This window comes from Cardiobacteriaceae bacterium TAE3-ERU3, from assembly GCA_019218315.1.
In the GTDB taxonomy this organism is placed as follows: domain Bacteria; phylum Pseudomonadota; class Gammaproteobacteria; order Cardiobacteriales; family Cardiobacteriaceae; genus JAHUUI01.
Window position 1 is genome coordinate 1 of the sequence record JAHUUI010000004.1, and the last position, 19559, is coordinate 19559.

At 46.0% G+C, this 19559-nt stretch carries 19 protein-coding genes and 2 tRNA genes; 9 read left to right on the forward strand and 12 right to left on the reverse strand.

Going from position 1 to position 19559, the window contains the following annotated elements; translation table 11 throughout:
* Positions 1–281: 281 nt before the first annotated feature.
* Entirely contained in the window at positions 282–1997 is a 1716-nt protein-coding gene (locus KRX19_08475; protein ID MBV7435056.1) for an AMP-binding protein, read from the reverse strand.
* 217 nt (positions 1998–2214) lie between these two features.
* Between KRX19_08475 and KRX19_08480 the strand changes: the two genes are divergently transcribed.
* From KRX19_08480 to KRX19_08500, 5 genes are all read left to right on the forward strand, one after another.
* Positions 2215–2661, forward strand: a complete 447-nt coding sequence (locus KRX19_08480; GenBank protein MBV7435057.1) for a flavin reductase family protein — start codon at positions 2215–2217, stop codon at positions 2659–2661.
* 17 nt (positions 2662–2678) lie between these two features.
* Complete coding sequence (locus tag KRX19_08485) at positions 2679–3560, forward strand: DUF4743 domain-containing protein (GenBank protein ID MBV7435058.1); 882 nt, start codon at positions 2679–2681, stop codon at positions 3558–3560.
* An 83-nt stretch (positions 3561–3643) separates the two neighbouring features.
* Positions 3644–3718, forward strand: a tRNA-Lys gene (locus tag KRX19_08490).
* Between the two features lie 16 nt (positions 3719–3734).
* Positions 3735–3809 (forward strand) — tRNA-Lys (locus KRX19_08495).
* Between the two features lie 69 nt (positions 3810–3878).
* A complete protein-coding gene (locus KRX19_08500; GenBank protein ID MBV7435059.1) occupies positions 3879–5468 on the forward strand; it encodes a BCCT family transporter in 1590 nt (529 codons plus the stop codon).
* A 151-nt stretch (positions 5469–5619) separates the two neighbouring features.
* Here the strand turns inward: KRX19_08500 and KRX19_08505 are convergent, their stop codons facing one another.
* The gene (locus KRX19_08505) at positions 5620–6162 is read right to left on the reverse strand and encodes a metallophosphoesterase family protein (protein MBV7435060.1); all 543 of its coding nucleotides are present in this window, start codon (positions 6160–6162) and stop codon (positions 5620–5622) included.
* A gap of 71 nt (positions 6163–6233) precedes the next feature.
* Between KRX19_08505 and KRX19_08510 the strand changes: the two genes are divergently transcribed.
* Together KRX19_08510 and pncA are read left to right on the forward strand one after the other, a co-directional pair.
* Entirely contained in the window at positions 6234–6809 is a 576-nt protein-coding gene (locus KRX19_08510) for a DUF4112 domain-containing protein (GenBank protein MBV7435061.1), read from the forward strand.
* Positions 6806–7411, forward strand: coding sequence for a bifunctional nicotinamidase/pyrazinamidase (pncA, locus tag KRX19_08515; GenBank protein MBV7435062.1), 606 nt, complete (start codon positions 6806–6808; stop codon positions 7409–7411). The genes KRX19_08510 and pncA overlap by 4 nt, the downstream gene beginning before the upstream one ends.
* 97 nt (positions 7412–7508) lie before the next feature.
* Here pncA and rho read toward each other — a convergent pair whose 3' ends face one another.
* The 3 genes from rho to pyrE form a co-directional block, all read right to left on the reverse strand.
* Complete coding sequence (gene rho / locus KRX19_08520) at positions 7509–8780, reverse strand: transcription termination factor Rho (GenBank protein MBV7435063.1); 1272 nt, start codon at positions 8778–8780, stop codon at positions 7509–7511.
* 54 nt (positions 8781–8834) lie between these two features.
* Positions 8835–9161 carry a thioredoxin gene (gene trxA, locus KRX19_08525; GenBank protein ID MBV7435064.1) on the reverse strand — a complete coding sequence of 109 codons (327 nt, stop codon included), beginning with the start codon at positions 9159–9161 and terminating at the stop codon, positions 8835–8837.
* 502 nt (positions 9162–9663) lie between these two features.
* Positions 9664–10320, reverse strand: a complete 657-nt coding sequence (gene pyrE / locus KRX19_08530; GenBank protein ID MBV7435065.1) for an orotate phosphoribosyltransferase — start codon at positions 10318–10320, stop codon at positions 9664–9666.
* Between the two features lie 22 nt (positions 10321–10342).
* Here pyrE and xth point away from each other — a divergent pair, with 22 nt between their 5' ends.
* Positions 10343–11116 carry an exodeoxyribonuclease III gene (xth, locus tag KRX19_08535; GenBank protein ID MBV7435066.1) on the forward strand — a complete coding sequence of 258 codons (774 nt, stop codon included), beginning with the start codon at positions 10343–10345 and terminating at the stop codon, positions 11114–11116.
* Between the two features lie 8 nt (positions 11117–11124).
* A complete protein-coding gene (locus KRX19_08540; protein MBV7435067.1) occupies positions 11125–11637 on the forward strand; it encodes a disulfide bond formation protein B in 513 nt (170 codons plus the stop codon).
* An 84-nt stretch (positions 11638–11721) separates the two neighbouring features.
* Here the strand turns inward: KRX19_08540 and KRX19_08545 are convergent, their stop codons facing one another.
* From KRX19_08545 to KRX19_08575, 7 genes are all read right to left on the reverse strand, one after another.
* The gene (locus KRX19_08545) at positions 11722–12039 is read right to left on the reverse strand and encodes a YqcC family protein (protein MBV7435068.1); all 318 of its coding nucleotides are present in this window, start codon (positions 12037–12039) and stop codon (positions 11722–11724) included.
* A gap of 4 nt (positions 12040–12043) precedes the next feature.
* The gene (locus KRX19_08550) at positions 12044–13612 is read right to left on the reverse strand and encodes a mucoidy inhibitor MuiA family protein (protein MBV7435069.1); all 1569 of its coding nucleotides are present in this window, start codon (positions 13610–13612) and stop codon (positions 12044–12046) included.
* A complete protein-coding gene (locus tag KRX19_08555; protein ID MBV7435070.1) occupies positions 13609–14559 on the reverse strand; it encodes a D-2-hydroxyacid dehydrogenase in 951 nt (316 codons plus the stop codon). Before KRX19_08555 ends, KRX19_08550 begins: the two co-directional genes overlap by 4 nt.
* 526 nt (positions 14560–15085) lie before the next feature.
* Positions 15086–16096, reverse strand: coding sequence for a tryptophan--tRNA ligase (locus tag KRX19_08560; GenBank protein MBV7435071.1), 1011 nt, complete (start codon positions 16094–16096; stop codon positions 15086–15088).
* 53 nt (positions 16097–16149) lie between these two features.
* Entirely contained in the window at positions 16150–16764 is a 615-nt protein-coding gene (locus tag KRX19_08565; GenBank protein MBV7435072.1) for a threonylcarbamoyl-AMP synthase, read from the reverse strand.
* Complete coding sequence (ligA, locus tag KRX19_08570; protein ID MBV7435073.1) at positions 16757–18859, reverse strand: NAD-dependent DNA ligase LigA; 2103 nt, start codon at positions 18857–18859, stop codon at positions 16757–16759. The genes KRX19_08565 and ligA overlap by 8 nt, the downstream gene beginning before the upstream one ends.
* Positions 18783–19556 carry a cell division protein ZipA C-terminal FtsZ-binding domain-containing protein gene (locus KRX19_08575; GenBank protein ID MBV7435074.1) on the reverse strand — a complete coding sequence of 258 codons (774 nt, stop codon included), beginning with the start codon at positions 19554–19556 and terminating at the stop codon, positions 18783–18785. Before KRX19_08575 ends, ligA begins: the two co-directional genes overlap by 77 nt.
* Positions 19557–19559: the final 3 nt, after the last annotated feature.

Consider the following 19559-nt stretch of genomic DNA (forward strand, 5'->3'; position numbering starts at 1 on the left):
AGGTCACAAAACACCCGCACAAACTATCTTATTTTGTTGTTAAAGATCTGCTTCATTAGTGCCGCCTTAGTGGCCGCCCCGTGAAGCGAGAGGCGTATTATAGACATTTCTCATGCCTACGCAAGCCCTTCACACAAAAAAATATCAAAACTTACATTACACCATGTTTCTGTTGCAATTTTATTTCGAAACACCAGCTAATTTTAGTGATTACACACAGCCAGAAACTAAAAAATGCGGCTAAAAGCCGCATTTTTTAGTTAGTGTTGTATACAGGTTAACTACTTTGAAGCTTCCTTCTGATCATCTAGTTCACTCAACTTACGACGAAGAATCTTTCCAACGTTGGACTTAGGCAACTCATCACAAAACTGATAGTGCTTTGGTCGCTTATAACCAGTCAGATTTTCTTTAGCGAATTTTTTGAGTTCATCAACTGATACCTTCTTACCTTTCTTCAGTACAATGTATGCTTTAACCGCTTCCCCTGTATCATCAGACGGGACACTGGCACACCCTACTTCAAGAATGGCTGGGTGCTCCATCAAGACACCTTCGACTTCTGTTGGGTAGACGTTGAATCCAGAGACAAGAATCATGTCTTTTTTGCGGTCAACAATTTTGAACATACCGTGTTCATTCATTTTTGCCATATCGCCAGTTTTCAACCATCCATCTTCAGTGATGGAATTCTTATTTTCTTGAGGTTGATTCCAGTAACCTTTCATTACCTGGGGACCACGCACCCACATTTCACCAGGCTCATCAATACCGACTGGATTACCCTCTTCATCACTGAGCATAATTTCGGTAGATGGCAGCGGATAGCCAATACTGTCTGTATAGTGATCATTATAAAGCCAGTTCACACAAACTACTGGCGAAGTTTCTGTTAGGCCATATCCTTCAACCAAGACATTTCCCGTCACTTCTTGCCAATGTTGCGACACTACTTTTTCCAGTGGCATTCCGCCAGAAATAACAAATTGCAAAGTACTAAAATCAAGCTTATCAAAACCTTCCGCATGTAAAAGGCCTTTAAATAAGGTATTCACGCCTGTCATTACGGCAAATGGATACTTGCCAAGTGTTTTGACAAAGGACTTCATATCACGGGGATTGGTAATCAAAATACTGTGCATTGCTTTACCCGGAAACAGTAAGCAGTTCACAGTGCAGCAAAATATGTGATAAAGCGGCAAAGCTGTGATGAGGATCATACTTTCTTCGTTAACTTCATCCCCAATCCACAAATCAATTTGTTCGACATTAGCAAGAATATTACGGTGAGTCAGCATAGCGCCCTTAGCCACACCGGTTGTACCCCCTGTGTACTGCAACATAGCAACGTCATCTAATTCCAAGGCGACTTCATCAAGTGACAGTTTTCTACCTTTATCTATAACGACCTTATAATCGATGACTTCCGGCAGATAGTAGTTTGGGACGAGCTTTTTAATATGGCGAATAGCAAAATTTAAAGCAAAGCCCTTCAGGAACCCAAGTTCATCACCAAATTTGGTCACAATAATATTTTTTAGGGCAGGCAACTGTGCATGAACATCAGCCAAAGTATGAGCAAAGTTTTCTGCGATAACGATACCTTTTACTTCCGCATCATGCAGCTGATGCTCCAGCTCTCGCGCTGTATAAAGTGGGTTGACGTTTACAACTTCTACACCAGCAAGGATACAACCATACATACAAACTGGAAATTGAATCAGGTTTGGCATCATAATCGCCAAACGATCCCCTTTCTTATAACCCAGCTCTTTTTGCAGATATGCTGCAAATGCTGAAGCAGCGTTTTCTATCTCACCAAAACTTTTAGTTACACCAAAATTTGTAAATGCCGGCAGCGTTTTATACTTAGAAAAAACCTCGCGTAAATACTCCGCCAGATTGTTGTAGCGAAATACTGGTATATCACCAGGCCTACCCTCGGGATAATTTTGTAACCACGGTCTATCCAGTGATGTTACTTTTTCTTCTTTCATTTTAATGATTCCTCTGCATTTATTCGCTCAGCAGTTAGCTGCTTCAATCTATTATTACCGGTCGCAATAATACGCTGTACCATTATATTGACGCAAATTTTAAGCTTCCATTCATTTTTATCTGCGAGTATTTAATGTAACCTTGGCAGAATACAAAGCCCACAAATCATATATGGAGTGACTTAAATTGATTAACGCAAATGAATTCAAGCAGAGCATGGCACGTTTTGCCAGCGGTATTACCGTTTTAACTTGGTATGAAGATCAATCTATCCAAGGCATTACTGTCAGTGCTTTTTCTTCGCTGTCTTTAGAACCACCATTGGTTTTATTTTGCATCGACCACAAGGCTTATGTTCATCCTTTGATCAGCGCCCGTGAAACACTGTGCATTAACATTCTATCGGCCGATCAAACTCAACTCGCATATCAGTTCGCAGGTCCAGATCGTACTAACCTCGAGCAACACACACGACAGCACGCCGATTATTCATTACCGGCCATAAAAGATGCGCACGCCAATTTAATTGTTCGTATTCGTGACAGCCATCGTCAAGGAGATCATGACATTTTCGTTGCTGAAGTATTAGATACACACCTGCCAGATACTAGCGAGCCTCTGCTCTACCATGACGGCCGTATTTTCAACCTGAAGCAATCCTAAAAACATCTTTAGCTCGTATGTCTTTTCTTGAGCGCATTTATCAAGCCAATAATGCTGTCTTGGAGGAATACCGTCCATTACTTTACACAAATCGGCAAATAGGACTTCTTTGGCAAAAGCAGATTGAGTTACTCCTCGACTACGGAGTGCCTCTTCAGCAATACTATGATACATACATATTGGATAGTACTTTGGATTGCGAGACGCTTTCCGCATTATTGGCATCTCCAATTCGTAAACTTTATGATGCAGGAATCGTGACTGGCTGGCGAAATGAGCTCTATCCACTGGCCGAAAGCCACCATTGCTCACCAGTCGCACTGATTGAGCGAGCCGCCATGCCACTTTTTGGCGGCTGTGGCTACGGTGTACACGTCAATGGATTAACAAAGAAAAATAACCGTACTTATTTGTGGATTGCTCGCCGCGCTTGGAATAAACCAACCGACCCAGGCAAACTTGATCAAATTGCTGCAGGTGGAATGCCTTTTGGTATTAGTGCTTTTAAAAACATGCAAAAAGAAAGTGCTGAAGAAGCCGCTATTTCCTTCGAACTTAGTGCTCAAGCAAAAGCAGTTAGTACGTCCAGCTATTTTTACCAAGTCGAGAATGGCATTCGGGCAGATGTCCTATTTAACTATGATTTGTGGCTTCCCGATGATTTTGCACCGCATAATACTGATGGTGAAGTTGCTGAATTTAGCTGTTTACCCATTGAAGAAGTTATGGAAATCGTTGAAAAAACAGATCAATTCAAATTTAATGCCAATATTGTTTTGATCGATCTGTTTATTCGCCATGGCCACCTCACACCAGAGCACAAAGACTATGAAGAACTCTGCGGCATCCTCAATCCCCGCTTTTCTGTACTCAAATCAACTTTTAGCACTTTCAGATAGTTATCAGGAAAAACCAACTTTTTATCCTGCAAAGGTTGCACCATGATAAAAAACTTATATAATGTGCGCCTCTTGACGTGGACGGGCTGTTAGCTCAGCGGTAGAGCAGTTGGCTTTTAACCAATTGGTCGAAGGTTCGAATCCTTCACAGCCCACCATTATTCAAGCTCAAAAGGGCTGTTAGCTCAGCGGTAGAGCAGTTGGCTTTTAACCAATTGGTCGAAGGTTCGAATCCTTCACAGCCCACCATCTTATCTTTTAGATAAATTCTCATATCGTGTACAATAAACGGCCTTTTTTAAACACTAAAGGTTCATTATGTCGCGTCACTTCACCGTGCTCAATGTGGCCGGTACCCTTATTATTCTCATCACTGCACTCGGCTTAGCCGATCCTCAGGCCTTTGGCGCACAGGCCAATGCTATTTATAACTGGATTGCTTCTACCTTCGGCTGGGTATATATGCTCGCCGTATTTGTATTCGATATTTTCCTGATCGGACTTATTTTTACTCGCTACGGCAAGCTTAAACTCGGTCGCTACGATGAAGAGCCGGAGTTTAATACTTTATCGTGGATTGGCATGCTGTTTTCAGGCGGCTTAGGCGTCGGAATTGTATTTTGGGGCGTAGCCGAACCCATGACCCACTTTAGCAACCCTCCCCTCCCTGGTATTGAAGCCAATACAGTAGAAAGTGCACGCCTTGCCATGGGTTATACTTATTTCCACTGGGGACTATCACAATGGTCAATCTTTGCCATTGCCGGGCTCATTATCGGCTTATTCCAGTTCCGCCTGCGTAAAAATAGCCTCGTTTCAACCTCGCTTGAAACACTGTTCGGACATGAGTATCCAACCTTTTGGCGTCGCACCATAGATATTCTCGCTATTGTCGCCACCGTTATGGGCATCGCGACCTCTCTTGGGCTTGGCATTTTACAAATCAACGGTGGACTCAGCCAAGTATATGGCCTGCCTGATAATGCAGGGTCACACGCTCTTATTACCCTGGCACTCGCCGTTATTTTTATCATTTCCGCAAGCTCAGGGCTTAATCGCGGCGTTAAATGGCTATCTAATCTCAACATGGGCATTGCCGCCGCATTAACAGTATTCGTATTGGTTTTAGGGCCAACTTCAATCATATTTAAATCATTTGTTACCGGTATTGGCGATTATTTATCCCACTTCATTGACTACAGCCTGCGCCTCGATCCATTTCAAAAAGAAAATACATGGGTCGATAAATGGACGATCTTTTACTGGGCATGGGTTATCTCATGGAGCCCGTTTATCGGTGCATTTATCGCACGTATTTCACGCGGGCGTACGGTACGGGAGTTTGTCATCGGCGTATTGATTGTTCCGCCACTCATTTCATTCTTTTGGATAGCAGCTTTTGGTGGTAGTGCGATATATCAAGACCTCTATGCCAATGGCACCATCGCACAATCTGTCGCGGCGGACTACACATCAGCTATGTTTGCATTTCTTGAAGGCTATCCTTTAACCCTTATTACATCGACTGCAACCATTGTATTGATCGCAACGTTTTTGATTACATCCGCTGACTCTGCTACTTATATCCTTGCCAGCATGAGTAGTGATGGACGCATTGATCCCAAGTTCAGGATGAAAATCATTTGGGGCGTACTGCTCACCGGCATTACCCTCTCGCTGTTGGTTGCCGGTGGCTTAAAGAGCTTGCAAGCGGGTTCAATAGTTGCTGGGCTACCTTTTACCATCATCTTGATTATGATGATGTTTGCGATCATTAAAGTACTGCGTATTGAAGCGCATTTGGTTATCCCGGCACAAATGCCAACCAAGCGCCCCAATAATGCAGAAGCAGAGCGCTACCATCGTGGAGAGGAAACAATTCCAACACACTTTCAGGAAGAAAAATAAGCACTAATTCAGTGCATCGGCTGCTACAGCACTTACGAAGAAAATTTCACCTCGGTTGAGATTGGGCTTGTCAATGCTGTAGCAAGCTGAGCTGAAATAATCAGCACACCATCCATAACATTCTTCCTGCAATATGCCGAAATAACCTCAGTTAATGATCTTTATTTGGGTAAGGCAAAGGGGGAATATCTTTTAGCTTTGCGACAATTTCATCCCACGACCACAAATCAAAATTAGGGTGCGCATCAATACCTACATCCAATGCAGCACCGGGCATGCGCACTGAACCATGTGTATGCCCGTATAAATGCCAACAGCCTCTTTGTGCATTACGCCACTGAGCAATTGGATAATGGAACATCACCACATCGCGTCCTTCTATGCGCTCTTCATGATAGTGCTTTATCCATGTAAAACGCTCACGCAGATAAGGATCAGCAATAACTTCATCATCATGATTGCCGACAATCAGGCAAATTTCTCCATTAAGCTCAGCTAAAAGTCGAAACGTTTCGGCAAGCCCCCCAAAAGACACATCGCCAAGATGGTATACACGGTCTCCCTTAGCAACTTTTGCATTCCAACGCGATACAATATCCTGATTCATCGTATACATATCTTTGTAAGAACGATCACAATATTTCAGTATATTAAGATGGAAAAAGTGCGTATCGGCGGTAAAAAAATATCGCATGGAGTCATAGTTCTCTGTGGTTGTTCCTGTATGATACCACGCCTTATAAAAACTCAAGCCCAGGAACAACCATGACCCAAATGAGCAGGAATGAACTGATCGCCCGTGAACGAAAGTTGGCAAAGTATGCCAATATGATGGATAGCATGATTCGCATCCCTTTTACCCGCAAAGGTGTCGGGCTGGATGCTCTATTGTCTCTCGTTCCCGTTCTTGGTGACGCCGCAGGCTTTATTTTGACGCTCTACACATTCCGCCAAGCACGTGCAATGGGTTTACCAGCCAAGAAACTGACACCGGCATTAAGACTAGCCGTATTAGACGCATTCGTCGGCAGTGTTCCAGTCATTGGTACACTCTTTGATATATTCATCAAGCCAAGCCGTCGCACCCTCGAATTGGTACGCGATCACCTTGCGGAAAATGAAGGCATCACTGATACAAGCCACATTGAGCATCCTTTCCTGCATGAAAAGCTGTCTGAAAAACAGAAAAAAAGTAAATTTTGGCGTAATCCTGTTGCGGCATGGGCATGGCTACACATGAGTGATATATTGCTCGTCGTATTCATTGGCTTGGTTATTTTGCTCGCTTATGGCGGCTTTCAGCTACTATTGGCTATTATCGATATGGCAAGAACAGCATGAACAAGAACACCGCATTACTTTTAATTGATATTCAAAATGGCTTTATGCCTGATGGGTCGCTCCCTGTCAGTGGTGGCGACGAAATAGTACCTCTCGTCAATCAAGTCATTGACGATTATCCGTTAGTTGTTGCCAGCCAAGACTGGCACCCGGCCAATCACGGTAGCTTCGCTGCTAATCACAGCGGAAAGCAGCCCTTTGACGTAATAGATTTCCACGGACTAGAACAAGTTCTATGGCCTGTACATTGTGTACAAGGTAGTGAAAGCGCTGAATTTCATCCTCAATTGAATATCAAGCCTATCGCTGCTATCTTTCGTAAAGGCATGAATCCCGAGATAGACAGCTATAGTGCATTTTATGACAACGGGCATCGCCATAACACCGGCCTCGCTGATTACTTGCGCGCCCATCAAATCACCCATCTACACGTTGCAGGGCTTGCTGCTGACTACTGCGTCTATTTTTCAATTAAAGACGCATTAGATGAAGGCTTTCATGTCAGTTTGATTACAGAGGGAACTCGTGCTATTGATGCAGACCAACATAAAAAACAACTAAATGAACTCTGCCAAAACGGTAGCTTTGCTCTTATTGAGTGATGAATAATAGTATTACTCATTCCACTACATAACCTTACTTTAGCTACAAAAAATGCCGCAAATTGCGGCATTTTTTATCAGTGGGCAAGGCTGTTACCTAGCTACCTTTACCACCATTTTTCATCGAGTTATAGAACTCTTCATTGGTCTTGGTGTTTTTCAAGCGCTCAAGCAAGAATTCGATCGCCTGTAATTCATCCATCGGGTGGAGGATTTTGCGCAGAATCCAAATCTTTTGCAGCACATCAGGATCAACCATCAACTCTTCACGACGTGTACCAGATGGATTAATGTCAATCGCTGGGAAGATGCGCTTCTCGGCAATACGGCGGCTCAAATGCACTTCCATATTACCTGTGCCTTTGAACTCTTCGTAAATGACTTCGTCCATTTTTGATCCGGTATCGACCAATGCGGTCGCGATGATCGTCAAAGAACCCGCTTCTTCTGTATTACGTGCCGCACCGAAAAAGCGCTTCGGACGCTGCAGAGCATTAGCATCAACGCCACCGGTCAGGATTTTGCCTGATGCAGGGCTGACGGTATTGTAAGCACGAGCCAATCGCGTGATTGAATCACAAAGAATGACCACGTCTTTTTTGTGTTCAACCAATCGCTTGGCTTTTTCAATCACGATTTCTGCAACTTCAACGTGGCGCTTCGCCGGTTCGTCGAATGTAGAAGAAACAACTTCACCGCGTACACTACGCTGCATTTCCGTTACTTCTTCTGGTCGCTCATCAATCAGCAAAACAATGAGATAACACTCAGGGTGATTTTGCGTGATCGACTGCGCAATATTTTGCAGCATCACGGTTTTACCCGCTTTTGGCGGAGAAACGATCAAGCCACGCTGGCCTTTACCAATTGGCGAAATCATGTCAATCGTACGTGCAGTGATGTCCTCACTGCTACCATTGCCGATCTCAAGCTTCAGGCGCTCGTCTGCGTGCAGTGGCGTCAGGTTTTCAAAAGGAATTTTGTGCTTGGCTGCTGCGCGTGGATCAAAATTGATGGTATCAATTTTGGTCAGTGCGAAATAGCGCTCGTTATCTTTTGGTGGGCGAATTTTTCCGCTGACCGTATCACCGGTACGCAAGTTGCAACGGCGGATAAGGCTTGGAGAGACGTAAATATCGTCTGGCCCAGCCTGATAAGAATTCACTTCTGAACGCAAGAAACCATAGCCGTCGGGCAATAATTCCAGAACACCATCACCAGTGATTTCTTCACCACTTTTGGCATGGGCTTTGAGGATGGTAAAAATCAGGTCTTGCTTGCGCTTGCGGGAGATATCGTCAAGCCCCATTTCTTCAGCTAAAGCAAGGATTTTTTGGGGAGATTGTAATTTTAAATCGCTAAGATTCATAGATGTATAGATCGTTGGTAAAGAGGCACCCGATTAAGGGTGCAATCTGAGGCATTAGCCAAGATGTGGCTCGAGGAATTGCATCAGTTGAGATTTGGATGCGAGACCAATAATGGTATCGACGTGTTCGCCATTTTTAAACAGCATCAGTGTTGGGATAGAACGAATGCCGTATTGAGCAGCAAGATCATTGTTTTCATCAACGTTGATTTTGGCGATTTCTACTTTGCCATCAAGTTCGCTGGCGATTTCTTCAAGCATTGGCGCAATTGCACGGCAAGGGCCGCACCATTCTGCCCAAAAATCAACGAGCACTGGGCGCTCGGCATTAATCACTTTGCTTTGAAAATCCGCCTCTGATGCGGCAAATGGTTTGCTCATGAAAATCTCCTGAATGGATAACTTTAATGGATGAAGGAAAGAGCCAGCGCTGTTTGCGCGGCATTTAATCAGGTTTTGCCTTGTGCAGTATGGTATTTACGTAACGGCTTTCTCTGAAATATAAAACATCGATAATCGTGAATTTATCACGTCAAATAAATGCTAGTGCCAAGTATGATTTTGGCTTACAAAGTATTGCTGGGAAAACCAGCAGTGTTGGATGGCTGGCGAGTATAAGCCCCCCTATGATTAAATTCAATAGCACAGCGACAAATTATATTGATCTTATGATTTCCGTTACGCTAATTCCATCAACTTAAACCAATAAAAATGCAGATCTAATCCATATTTATCAGTCAAACTGTCAGAAAAGCATCTACGCAATAAGCAAGAAATTTCCAGCTATTACGTAGTAACCTACCTTCTCACGCAGTAAATAGGCGACGCATATAACCCACCAGCGTCACCATATTTATAACAATAACCGTTTTCTGGAATCCTGCTATACCCCGAACTGCTCACGATAGGCTTGAAGCGCCGGGAAATAACGCTCTAGCTGCTCATCTTCACGTACGTAGGTGAGTAAATCATCAAGGCTCACAACTGCTTCACAATGTAACCCCTGCCCATCAGCCAAGGTTTGTAATGCAGAAGCTCCCTCACCGATGCGCTCTTGGCGATCAAGTGCCACGACAACACCAGTTGGTTTTGCTTCAATTTCACCTAATATCGCTAAAGCCTCACGAATGGCTGTACCGGCTGTCAGCACGTCATCAATGATCAACACCTGTAGTCCCGTCAAATCTGTACCAACCATAATGCCGCCTTCACCATGATCTTTCGCTTCCTTGCGATTAAATGCCCAAGGGACGTTCCAGCCATGCTCGGCTGCAAGTACCGTCGCAATTGCAGCAACCAATGGAATTCCTTTATAAGCAGGACCATAAAGTGCTTCAATTGTCATACCCTCATCACGTAATGCAATAATGCGTGCCGCATATGCACGTGCCAAGGTGAGTAAGGCGTCACCATCGCAAAAAGCACCAGCATTAAAAAAATAAGGACTAACTCTTCCAGACTTTAGCGTAAATTCGCCAAATTTCAGTGCATTGACGCGCAATGCCGTTTGCATAAAGGCTTTTTGATATACTGCCAACATTCTTTTATTTCCTTAAATCAGTATGTTCAAGATTATTACATTTAATGCCAATGGCATTCGCGCTGCAGAGCGGAAAGGCTTTTTTGATTGGCTTGCCACGCAAGACGCAGATGCCGTCTGTATCCAAGAAACCAAAGCCCAACAAAGCCAACTTGACGGCAATCCTGCTTTTTTCCCACTCGCACACAACTACTATCACGACGCTGTCAAAAAAGGCTACAGCGGTACTGCATTGTACCTCAAGCACAAGCCCGATGAAGTCATTAAAGGCATTGGCTGGCCGGAAATTGACGAAGAAGGCCGCTATATTGAAGCGCGCTATGGTGACTTGCACATTATTTCCCTATATATGCATTCTGGGACCAGCGGCGATCATCGTCAGGTCAAAAAAGAGGCATTCATGGAAAAATTTATGCCATACCTACGTGAACGTGCGCAACGCGGTGACCGTATTATTTTGTGCGGCGACATCAACATTGCCCATACCGAGCGTGACATCAAAAACTGGAAAGGTAACCTAAAAAATTCCGGCTTTTTACCACACGAGCGTGCATGGCTGACGACTTTGTTTGCCAGCGGCTTTAAAGATGCCTTCCGCCTGGTCAATGATGAAGATCATCAATACACGTGGTGGTCACAACGCGGGCAAGCACGTGCCAACAATGTCGGATGGCGGATTGACTATCACATCATCAGCGACAACCTCGCCCCAATGGTGCAAAGCGCAGAAATCTATACTGCTGAACGCCTATCCGACCACGCACCACTCATCCTGACCTACGACGATCTACTGTGAGGCACACCATGACACCAACCTACCGTAAACAACGCACCGTTTTATTGATTACTGGCATCATCTGCTGGTTAATGATTGCCTTTGCCTACTTCTATCTTGAGAAAACCCTGTATCTGAACCCATGCCCACTGTGCATGATGCAGCGCCTCGCCTTTGCCATTATTGGCACCGTCTTTATCATCAATGCGCTATGGTACCCAACCGACGGGATCAAATTGGTCGTCATGAAGATCCTTAAATACCTCAGTATCTTTTTTGGTATTGGCTTGGCCGCGCGACACATTTATATCCAGAATCTGCCCGAGGGTAGCATAGGCTCATGTGGCCTGGATTTTTACGGCGTTATGTCGCAAAACTCATTCTTTTCCGGCCTGTGGCAATCCATGCAAGGTACTGGCGATTGCGCTACCCGCGATCTATTCATGGGGCTAACCATTCCAACATGGTCAATGGGGTTATTCATCGTGGTACTGTTTGTCTCTATATTTACAGATCCAAAACCAAGCAAATACAACGACTGACTTTTACATACCATTCTGTGTCACAAAAAAAGCGGTATCAAAAGATACCGCTTTTTCATTACTCATATTCCAGCCTCATGCTACTCAAGCACTATTCACCAGCCGATCAAGGCGAGCTACCAGCATCAGCAGCGGTGCTGTATCTTCTGAGCAACCTTGCCACGCCTCCTGAGCAATCGGCAGCAAGCCACTATTATCCGGCAAACGGCCATGAAGCACGATAAAGCTGCGCATTTTGGGTATGTACACCCATTGCAGCCATTCACTAAACGTCATCGTATCGACGCAAAATGGCTCAGTTGACGCAAAAGTACTCGCATCAGGTGCATCTTCCCGCCACCAGCCGACCCTGCATAACTCATGCTCCAAATGGGTCAAGGTGATCATCATATCTTCTGTCATATCATCACAACCCAATTAACCTTTTACCATCCGGATACTTGATATCAAAGCCGGTCTCAATTTGCCATGTTTCTTTAGCTGTAAGACTTTTCTTCCACAATGTCAGCCCTTTGACGCCTTCCGTATTTTCTTCATTCGGCTTCGGTGACCAAACCGGGATAACTTCGACCGACTCAGCTGTTGATACCGGTAAGCGTGAATAGATGTGCACATTTTTATCAACATTGGCATTGTTGGTGATCTTTACCACGCTGCGCTGACTGAGCTCGTGTGACTTACTGATCAAACCGTGGTTTTCGGTATAGCCCGGAGGATTATCCATTTCGACCAACAGCTGAGGATCCTGTCCAAAGCTCAGCACTTGTTTGCTACCTGCAGCCATCAAGCCATGAGACAACTCCGCCAGATAATTATTGTCGCGATACAAGGTCATTGTTCCCTTTAAGACATTGATACCATCAGGCATCGTCCATTCGGCGATCAGCAATGCTTTCTCCTTTGGCCACGACCAATCATAGACCGCAGAATAAACCGTTGCATCGATTTCATCCCGCCAATACGTCAGTGTATGCGTTGTCTTACTACTCTCTATATCATACGAGCCCGGCAACACCACTCTGAAATCAATACCACTCTCTTCAACCGTCGGCGTATTAGGCGCTGGCGCTGCATATTCTGCCATCGCCAGCGGCTGTATCAGATCATCAGCCGTAGATTTTTGCGCCATCAAGAGTGGCGGATTCTCCTGCGGATCTACAGCGCGAACAACCTGTGGCTCAAAGTTAGGCAAATAGAGGTAATCAGGCGGCACAATCGCCAAAGCCAATGTAGCATCCGTCCAATCCAGCCCTGTATTCTGCACCAGATCTGCATGTGCACTGACAGATAAACGGCCAGTTGCGCTGTCCAGCGACCACTCACTGGACGACTGCCAATAAGCTTTTGCTGTGCGCGCCTGCCACGTCAAAGAGACTTCTCCAGCCCTTTCAACATCCACATCAAACACCAGTGCCTGCCCTTCGAACAGCGAAGCCATGCTTGAGCCATCATTGCCTTGTTCTTGCCAAGCTTGCTGCTTCTGTAAATCCGTCAACTCACGTTGCCAAGTACTGCGTTGAAGCAATAGCTGGGCGTACTCTTTTTGCAGCGTAGCTTGTTGCGCCTGTACCTCGGTAAAAACACCTTCATGGCGCAAGCTTTCGGCCAAACCTTGCATCATGGCTTTTTTTATCGCAATTTCTTGCGCATTTAACTCAAGATTGAGCTCTAATTCACGAATCTGCTTTTGCAAAATAGAGTCATCAATATCCCAATCCGGTACTGCCGATACGCCGAGTAGCGTCGCGCCCTCAACCACAGGGCGAATATCGCTACCATCACTCGTTGCAATCATCTTGGGCACGATAATGCGCTGCAATCCTGTTTTGGGGATATTGACCTGCACGTGGCGGGTTACATCAGCCATATTGTGGTACACCACAGCTTCGGTAACTGGTGCATCAACGCGAAAATCGTCCGCTAAGGCTGAAGTTGTGGCTAGTGTGATGAACGCAGCCAACAATGTCCGTTTCATGACGCATCCTTTTTTTCGATAAAGTCGTTAACGAAACCGCATAGCTGATCCCATAGGCGCGCTTGGGCTTCCATGCTGGACCACGCATTGTGTGGCGTGCAAATCACCCGAGGATGATCGGCATGCGCATAAAGTGGGTTATCACGCGCTGGTGGTTCAGGGCTAAACACATCGCTGGCAAAGCCACGCAAAGTCCCATTTTCCAGTGCATCAGCCACCGCCGCATCATCAACCACCGCACCACGCGCAAGATTCACCAACAGCGGCTTGCGCTTCATCAACGCCAAAGTCTCTTTATTAATGAGATGATGAGTATCATCAGTCAGTGGGCAATGCAGCGTCAGCACATCACTTTCTGCGAGCACTTGCTCAAACGCCGTGTAATCACCATTGCGAGGCTCGCGCCCTTTGCGCTCAGCAAACAATACATTTACGCCAAAAACACGCGCAATTTCTGCCACACGGTTACCAATCTCACCCGTACCGATAATACCCAGTGTTTTGCCTTTCAACTCGATAATTGGCAACGCGTTAAGGCAAAAGCGCCCATCATCCTGCCAACTGCCATCAACAGCTTGTTTCGCATAACGTGGTAAACCGCGCATCGCTGCAAGAATGAACATCCATGTATGCTCGGCAACGCTATCAGTCGAATAACCAGCAACATTTTGCACAGCAACGCCATGTTGCTCACATGCCTGTTTATCGACGATATCTGTACCAGTCGCCGTCACTTGGATTAATTTGAGGTTTGGCAACTGCGACAACTCAGCCTCGCCAATCGGCACTTTATTTAACACGGCAATATCCGCATCTTTCAAACGTGCAACTATTGTCGCCGTCTCATACTCCGTATTGTCGTGAACCGTCCACTCGCTGACCTTCTCAGGCTTAGGTAAATCAACATCCGGGGAAAATGTAGCTGCATCAAGAAAAACTGCGCGCATAGGATACTCCTTATATTAAGCACAAAATATGACACAAAGCATAGCAGCGCACGGCTTTCTCACCAAGCCCATCCAGATCAACTTTATGACTTGCCATGCATCACAATCATAAAAATGATCACAACCAATGCACCAATAACTATAAGATTTCTTACCCTTGGTTAATGTTATCAACTTTGCTGCGATGCAGCATTTTATAATCCTATTCAAATTAATTATTAAGGTATTGTTTTTTATAAACTTGAACACGATTATTATTTTTTACATTCTATACTTCCGTTTTATTTAACAGCATTGACGCAATGCAGCATAAAGCATATAATTAGCCCCGACATCATCGATGTTATCTCCTCTATATCCTCCTTTGGTGGTTGTTGGCCGAGTTTTAGAACTCGGCCTTTTTTTTGTGCAATACATCCCAGCGCCACATTAGCCCGAATAGATACACTCAAAAAAATATACCAATAGAAAATTGCGCAAAAAAACGGCGCCACAAAAGGCGCCGATCTTTTTATTTATCATACGATCAACCGAGTCGTCGAATACCAATTGCCTCGCGTACCTCAGCTATCCGTGCCCTGCTCTCTTCACGTGCTTTTTCAGCACCGTGCTTCAAAATAGCCTCGATTTCTGCAGGATTTTCCATAAGCTCATGATAACGCTCACGGTGTGGTGCTAATTCAGCATTGATCAATTCGAACAATGCCTGCTTCGCTTCACCCCACGCGATACCATCAGCATAGCGCTGGCGCATTTCAGCAATTTGTTCAGCATTGGCAAACGCGCGGTAAATATCAAATACTGTCGACTCATCCGGATTTTTCGGCTCACCAGGTTCTTGTGAATTGGTGACGATTTTCATAATCGCCTTGCGCAATTTCTTTTCAGTCTCAAACAATGGAATGGTATTACCATAGCTCTTGCTCATCTTGCGACCATCAAGGCCGGTGAGTAATGCCACGTTGTCATCAACCACAGCTTCAGGTGAGACGAAAATATCACGATAGCGATGATTAAAGCGCCCGGCGATATCCCGCGCCATCTCGACGTGCTGAATCTGATCACGCCCAACCGGAATATGGGTCGCGTTGAACATCAAAATATCAGCTGCCATTAGCACCGGATAGCTGAATAATCCCATCGAAATACCGTGATCAGGATCTGTATTGCCCTCAGCATTATTTGCATCAACTGCTGCTTTATAGGCATGCGCACGGTTCATTAGCCCTTTGGCACAGACACAATCAAATACCCACGTCAGCTCGGGGATTTCAGGAATATCAGACTGACGATAAAAAGTCACTTGTTCAGGATCAAGCCCACACGCCAACCATGTCGCGGCAATTGCCAGCGTCGATTCATGAATATGTTCTGGATCATGGCACTTGATGATACCGTGGTAATCAGCAAGAAAGAGGAATGCATCATCATCACGGTTCTGTGTCGCTTGAATTGCCGGACGGATCGCGCCAACGTAATTGCCAAGATGCGGGATACCGGTTGTCGTAATACCGGTCAGTACGCGTTTCTTACTCATTTTTCTCTCTTACACTAAATAAATACAAAAAAATCACTACCGAATAGGCTCAATCACACAAATGCCGATGCATCTCCCGCACCTTCACGGAGTACCGTCGGCGGCATTTCAGTCAAATCCAACACTGTTGACGGCTGATTGTATATTTCACCAATATCGACGATCAGATCGACCTGATTACTCACTGACGACGGTAAGTCATAGACATTTAACCACTCGGCATCAGCATCAAATAACGAAACACCCATCAGTGCTTCACCGTGTGCCTCGATCACAGCCTGCATAATGGCATGGTCCGGTACGCGCAGCCCGATGGTTTTGCGCTTGTCATTCTGAATGCGACGCGGTACTTCACGGCTAGCGGCTAATATGCAAGTAAATGCGCCGGGGAACAGCTTTTTCAACAAACGAAACTGGACGTTATCAACTTTTGCATAATGCGACAAATGCGATAAATCACTGCACAGCAGCGTAAAAGGATGATCTTTATCCAGTTCACGCGCCATACGGATATTGTCAGCAGCCTTTTTCTCATCCAGCCCACAAACCAGCGAATAACCACTATCACTGGGCAATAACACCACGCCACCGTCGTTGATCACTTTAGCGATACGCTCAATATGGCGCGGATTAACCCGCTGCGGGTGCATTTCCATCATTTCAGCCATGCTCGTTCACCCATTCCTGTAATTGTGCTTCATCAATAATTGCCACACCGAGTGCTTCGGCTTTGGTCAACTTGCTGCCCGCCGCTTCACCAGCGAGCACATAATCGGTTTTTTTCGATACGCTACCAGTCACTTTTGCGCCCAGTGCTTCGAGCTTGGCTTTGGCTTCATCGCGGCTCAGAGTCGGTAATGTACCCGTCAAAACCACAGTTTTTCCAGCAAGCGGTAAATCATCCCGCTGTTCGAGAACCACATCCGGCCAATGCACGCCAACGTCACGCAAGGCTTGAATCACGTCTCTATTCTCAGCATCGGCAAAGAAGTGCACAATATATTCTGCCATCACCGGCCCGATGCCATCTATCGCCTGCAATGCCGCTTCGTCAGCTTCAAGCAATTTCTCAAGTGAGCCGAATGATGATGCGAGCAACGCAGCGCTAACTGCGCCAACCTCGCGCACACCCAACGCATAGATAAAGCGTGGTAAAGTCGTTTTTTTAGCCTTTTCCAGTGCATCAACCACATTCTGTGCAGACTTTTCAGCCATGCGCGGCAATGCAGCCCACTCTTCAGCTGTTAAGCGAAATAAATCGGCCGGATCACGAACTAACTCACGCTCGACCACAGCCTCAATCAATTTATCGCCCAGCCCTTGAATATCAAGCGCTTTGCGCGAAGCGAAGTGGATCAACGCCTGTACGCGTTGTGCACGACAATGCAAACCGCCGCTACAACGTGCTACGGCTTCACCTTCGGGACGCAAAACTTCCGAACCGCATACTGGGCATACATCCGGCATGACAAACACTTCGGCATTGTCTGGGCGTGCTTCGAGTACTACTTTAACCACTTCGGGGATAACGTCCCCCGCACGACGCACGAATACCGTATCGCCAGTACGAACATCCTTACGTGCTACTTCATCAGCATTATGTAATGTGGCATTAGTTACCGTCACACCACCAACTTCAACTGCTTTCAAGCGTGCTACCGGCGTAATTGCTCCAGTACGCCCAACCTGAACATCAATCGCTTCAACCACAGTCGTCTTTTCAACTGCCGGAAACTTCCACGCAATCGCCCAACGCGGGGCACGCGAAACGAATCCCGCTCGCTGCTGCTCGGCAAAACGATCCAGCTTAAACACCACACCATCAATATCGTATGGAAGATCAGCGCGCTGCTCGCCTAACTCGGTGAAATAATTTTCAGCTGCTTGTAACGCTGTTACTTGTTGCTGCAATGCACAAACTGGCAATCCCCAATGCTTGAATTGCGCGAGCAAGTCGCTATAGGTTTCTGGTAAATCCCAGCCTTGGACTTCACCATAACCATAGGCAAAAAATGCCAATCTTCGCTTAGCAGTAATTGCAGGATCAAGCTGGCGCAAGCTGCCGGCTGCAGCATTACGTGGATTGGCAAATAATTTTTCATCATTGGCCAAAGCGTGCTCATTGAGCGCAGCAAAAGCGGCATGTGGCATATAAATTTCACCACGAACTTCGACCACTTCCGGCGGATTATCATCACGTAAACGCAGCGGTATTGCGCCAATAGTACGCACGTTTGCCGTGACATCTTCACCTTCACTGCCATCACCGCGAGTTGCGGCACGCACCAATACACCCTGCTCATAACGCAAGCTCATTGCCAAACCATCAAATTTAGGTTCTGCGGAAAGCAGCAAATCATCGGTTGTATTCAGGCGCTCTTGCAAGCGACGATAAAAGGCGGCAAATTCCTGTTCAGAAAAAACGTTATCAAGCGACAGCATCGCCACACTGTGGCGAACGGATGGGAATGCACTATCTGCCTTACCAGCGACGCGCTGCGTTGGCGAATCAGACGGCACAGGCAAATCACTCTCATCCTCAAGCTCGCGTAGCTCACGCATCAAGCTGTCGTATTCAGCATCCGCAATCCGCGGATCATCTAACACGTAGTAGCGATAATCGTGCTCACGAATACTTTGGCGCAGCTGTTCAAGCTGCTCTTCGATAGAATTGGTCACAGCCAGCCTACTGCTTACTGCGCCAAGCCTGATATTCCTGCTCAAATTGCTCAGCAGCCTGACGGTACTTGAGCAAATCAGCATCACCGATTGGGCGACGAGCATGATCGCATAAGCGGGCATCCACAGCCTCAGTCATCTCATGCGCCATGGCCGTAAACGTTTCCCAGCTTTCAACTGCATCATCACCAACTGGCAGTTGCATGATCAGCATCAAACCTTCAATCTTATCCAACTGATTAAGATCATCAGGAAAGATGCCCGGCTTGCGCACATTGAGCATGGTGAACATCACTTCTTCACCATCGGCACCAATCAGCTCATAAGCACCACTGGGAGCGCGTTGCAAGCCAAAAGTACGAACGAGATTAGCCACGTCCTTACCCGTCAAATGACGACCAAAACGCGCCATGATGGTATAAGGCAAGACGCTGGACGGTGCTTCATTTACACTTCTTGGCGTACTTTTTTGTTTAGAGGCTTGCTTTGTGCTTTTGCGCTGCGCTGGCACTGTACCTGCGCTATCATCGCCAAAAAAGCTAGGGTTGAGCTGCGCTGTCTGCTGGCGGACTTCAACGTTGCCATTGAGGAAATCATCATTACTGTCTGGATCCAGCGGCGTTTTAGCGTCAAGCGCTGAACGGCGCGCACGAGGATCACCGCTATCAAGCAGCTCACGCTGACGATTACGCCACATGCCGAAAGCAATCAGCCCGACAATCAACACAACGATCAGTATCGCTACAATTCGCACAGTCAAAATCAGCGCATCTTCATTCATTAT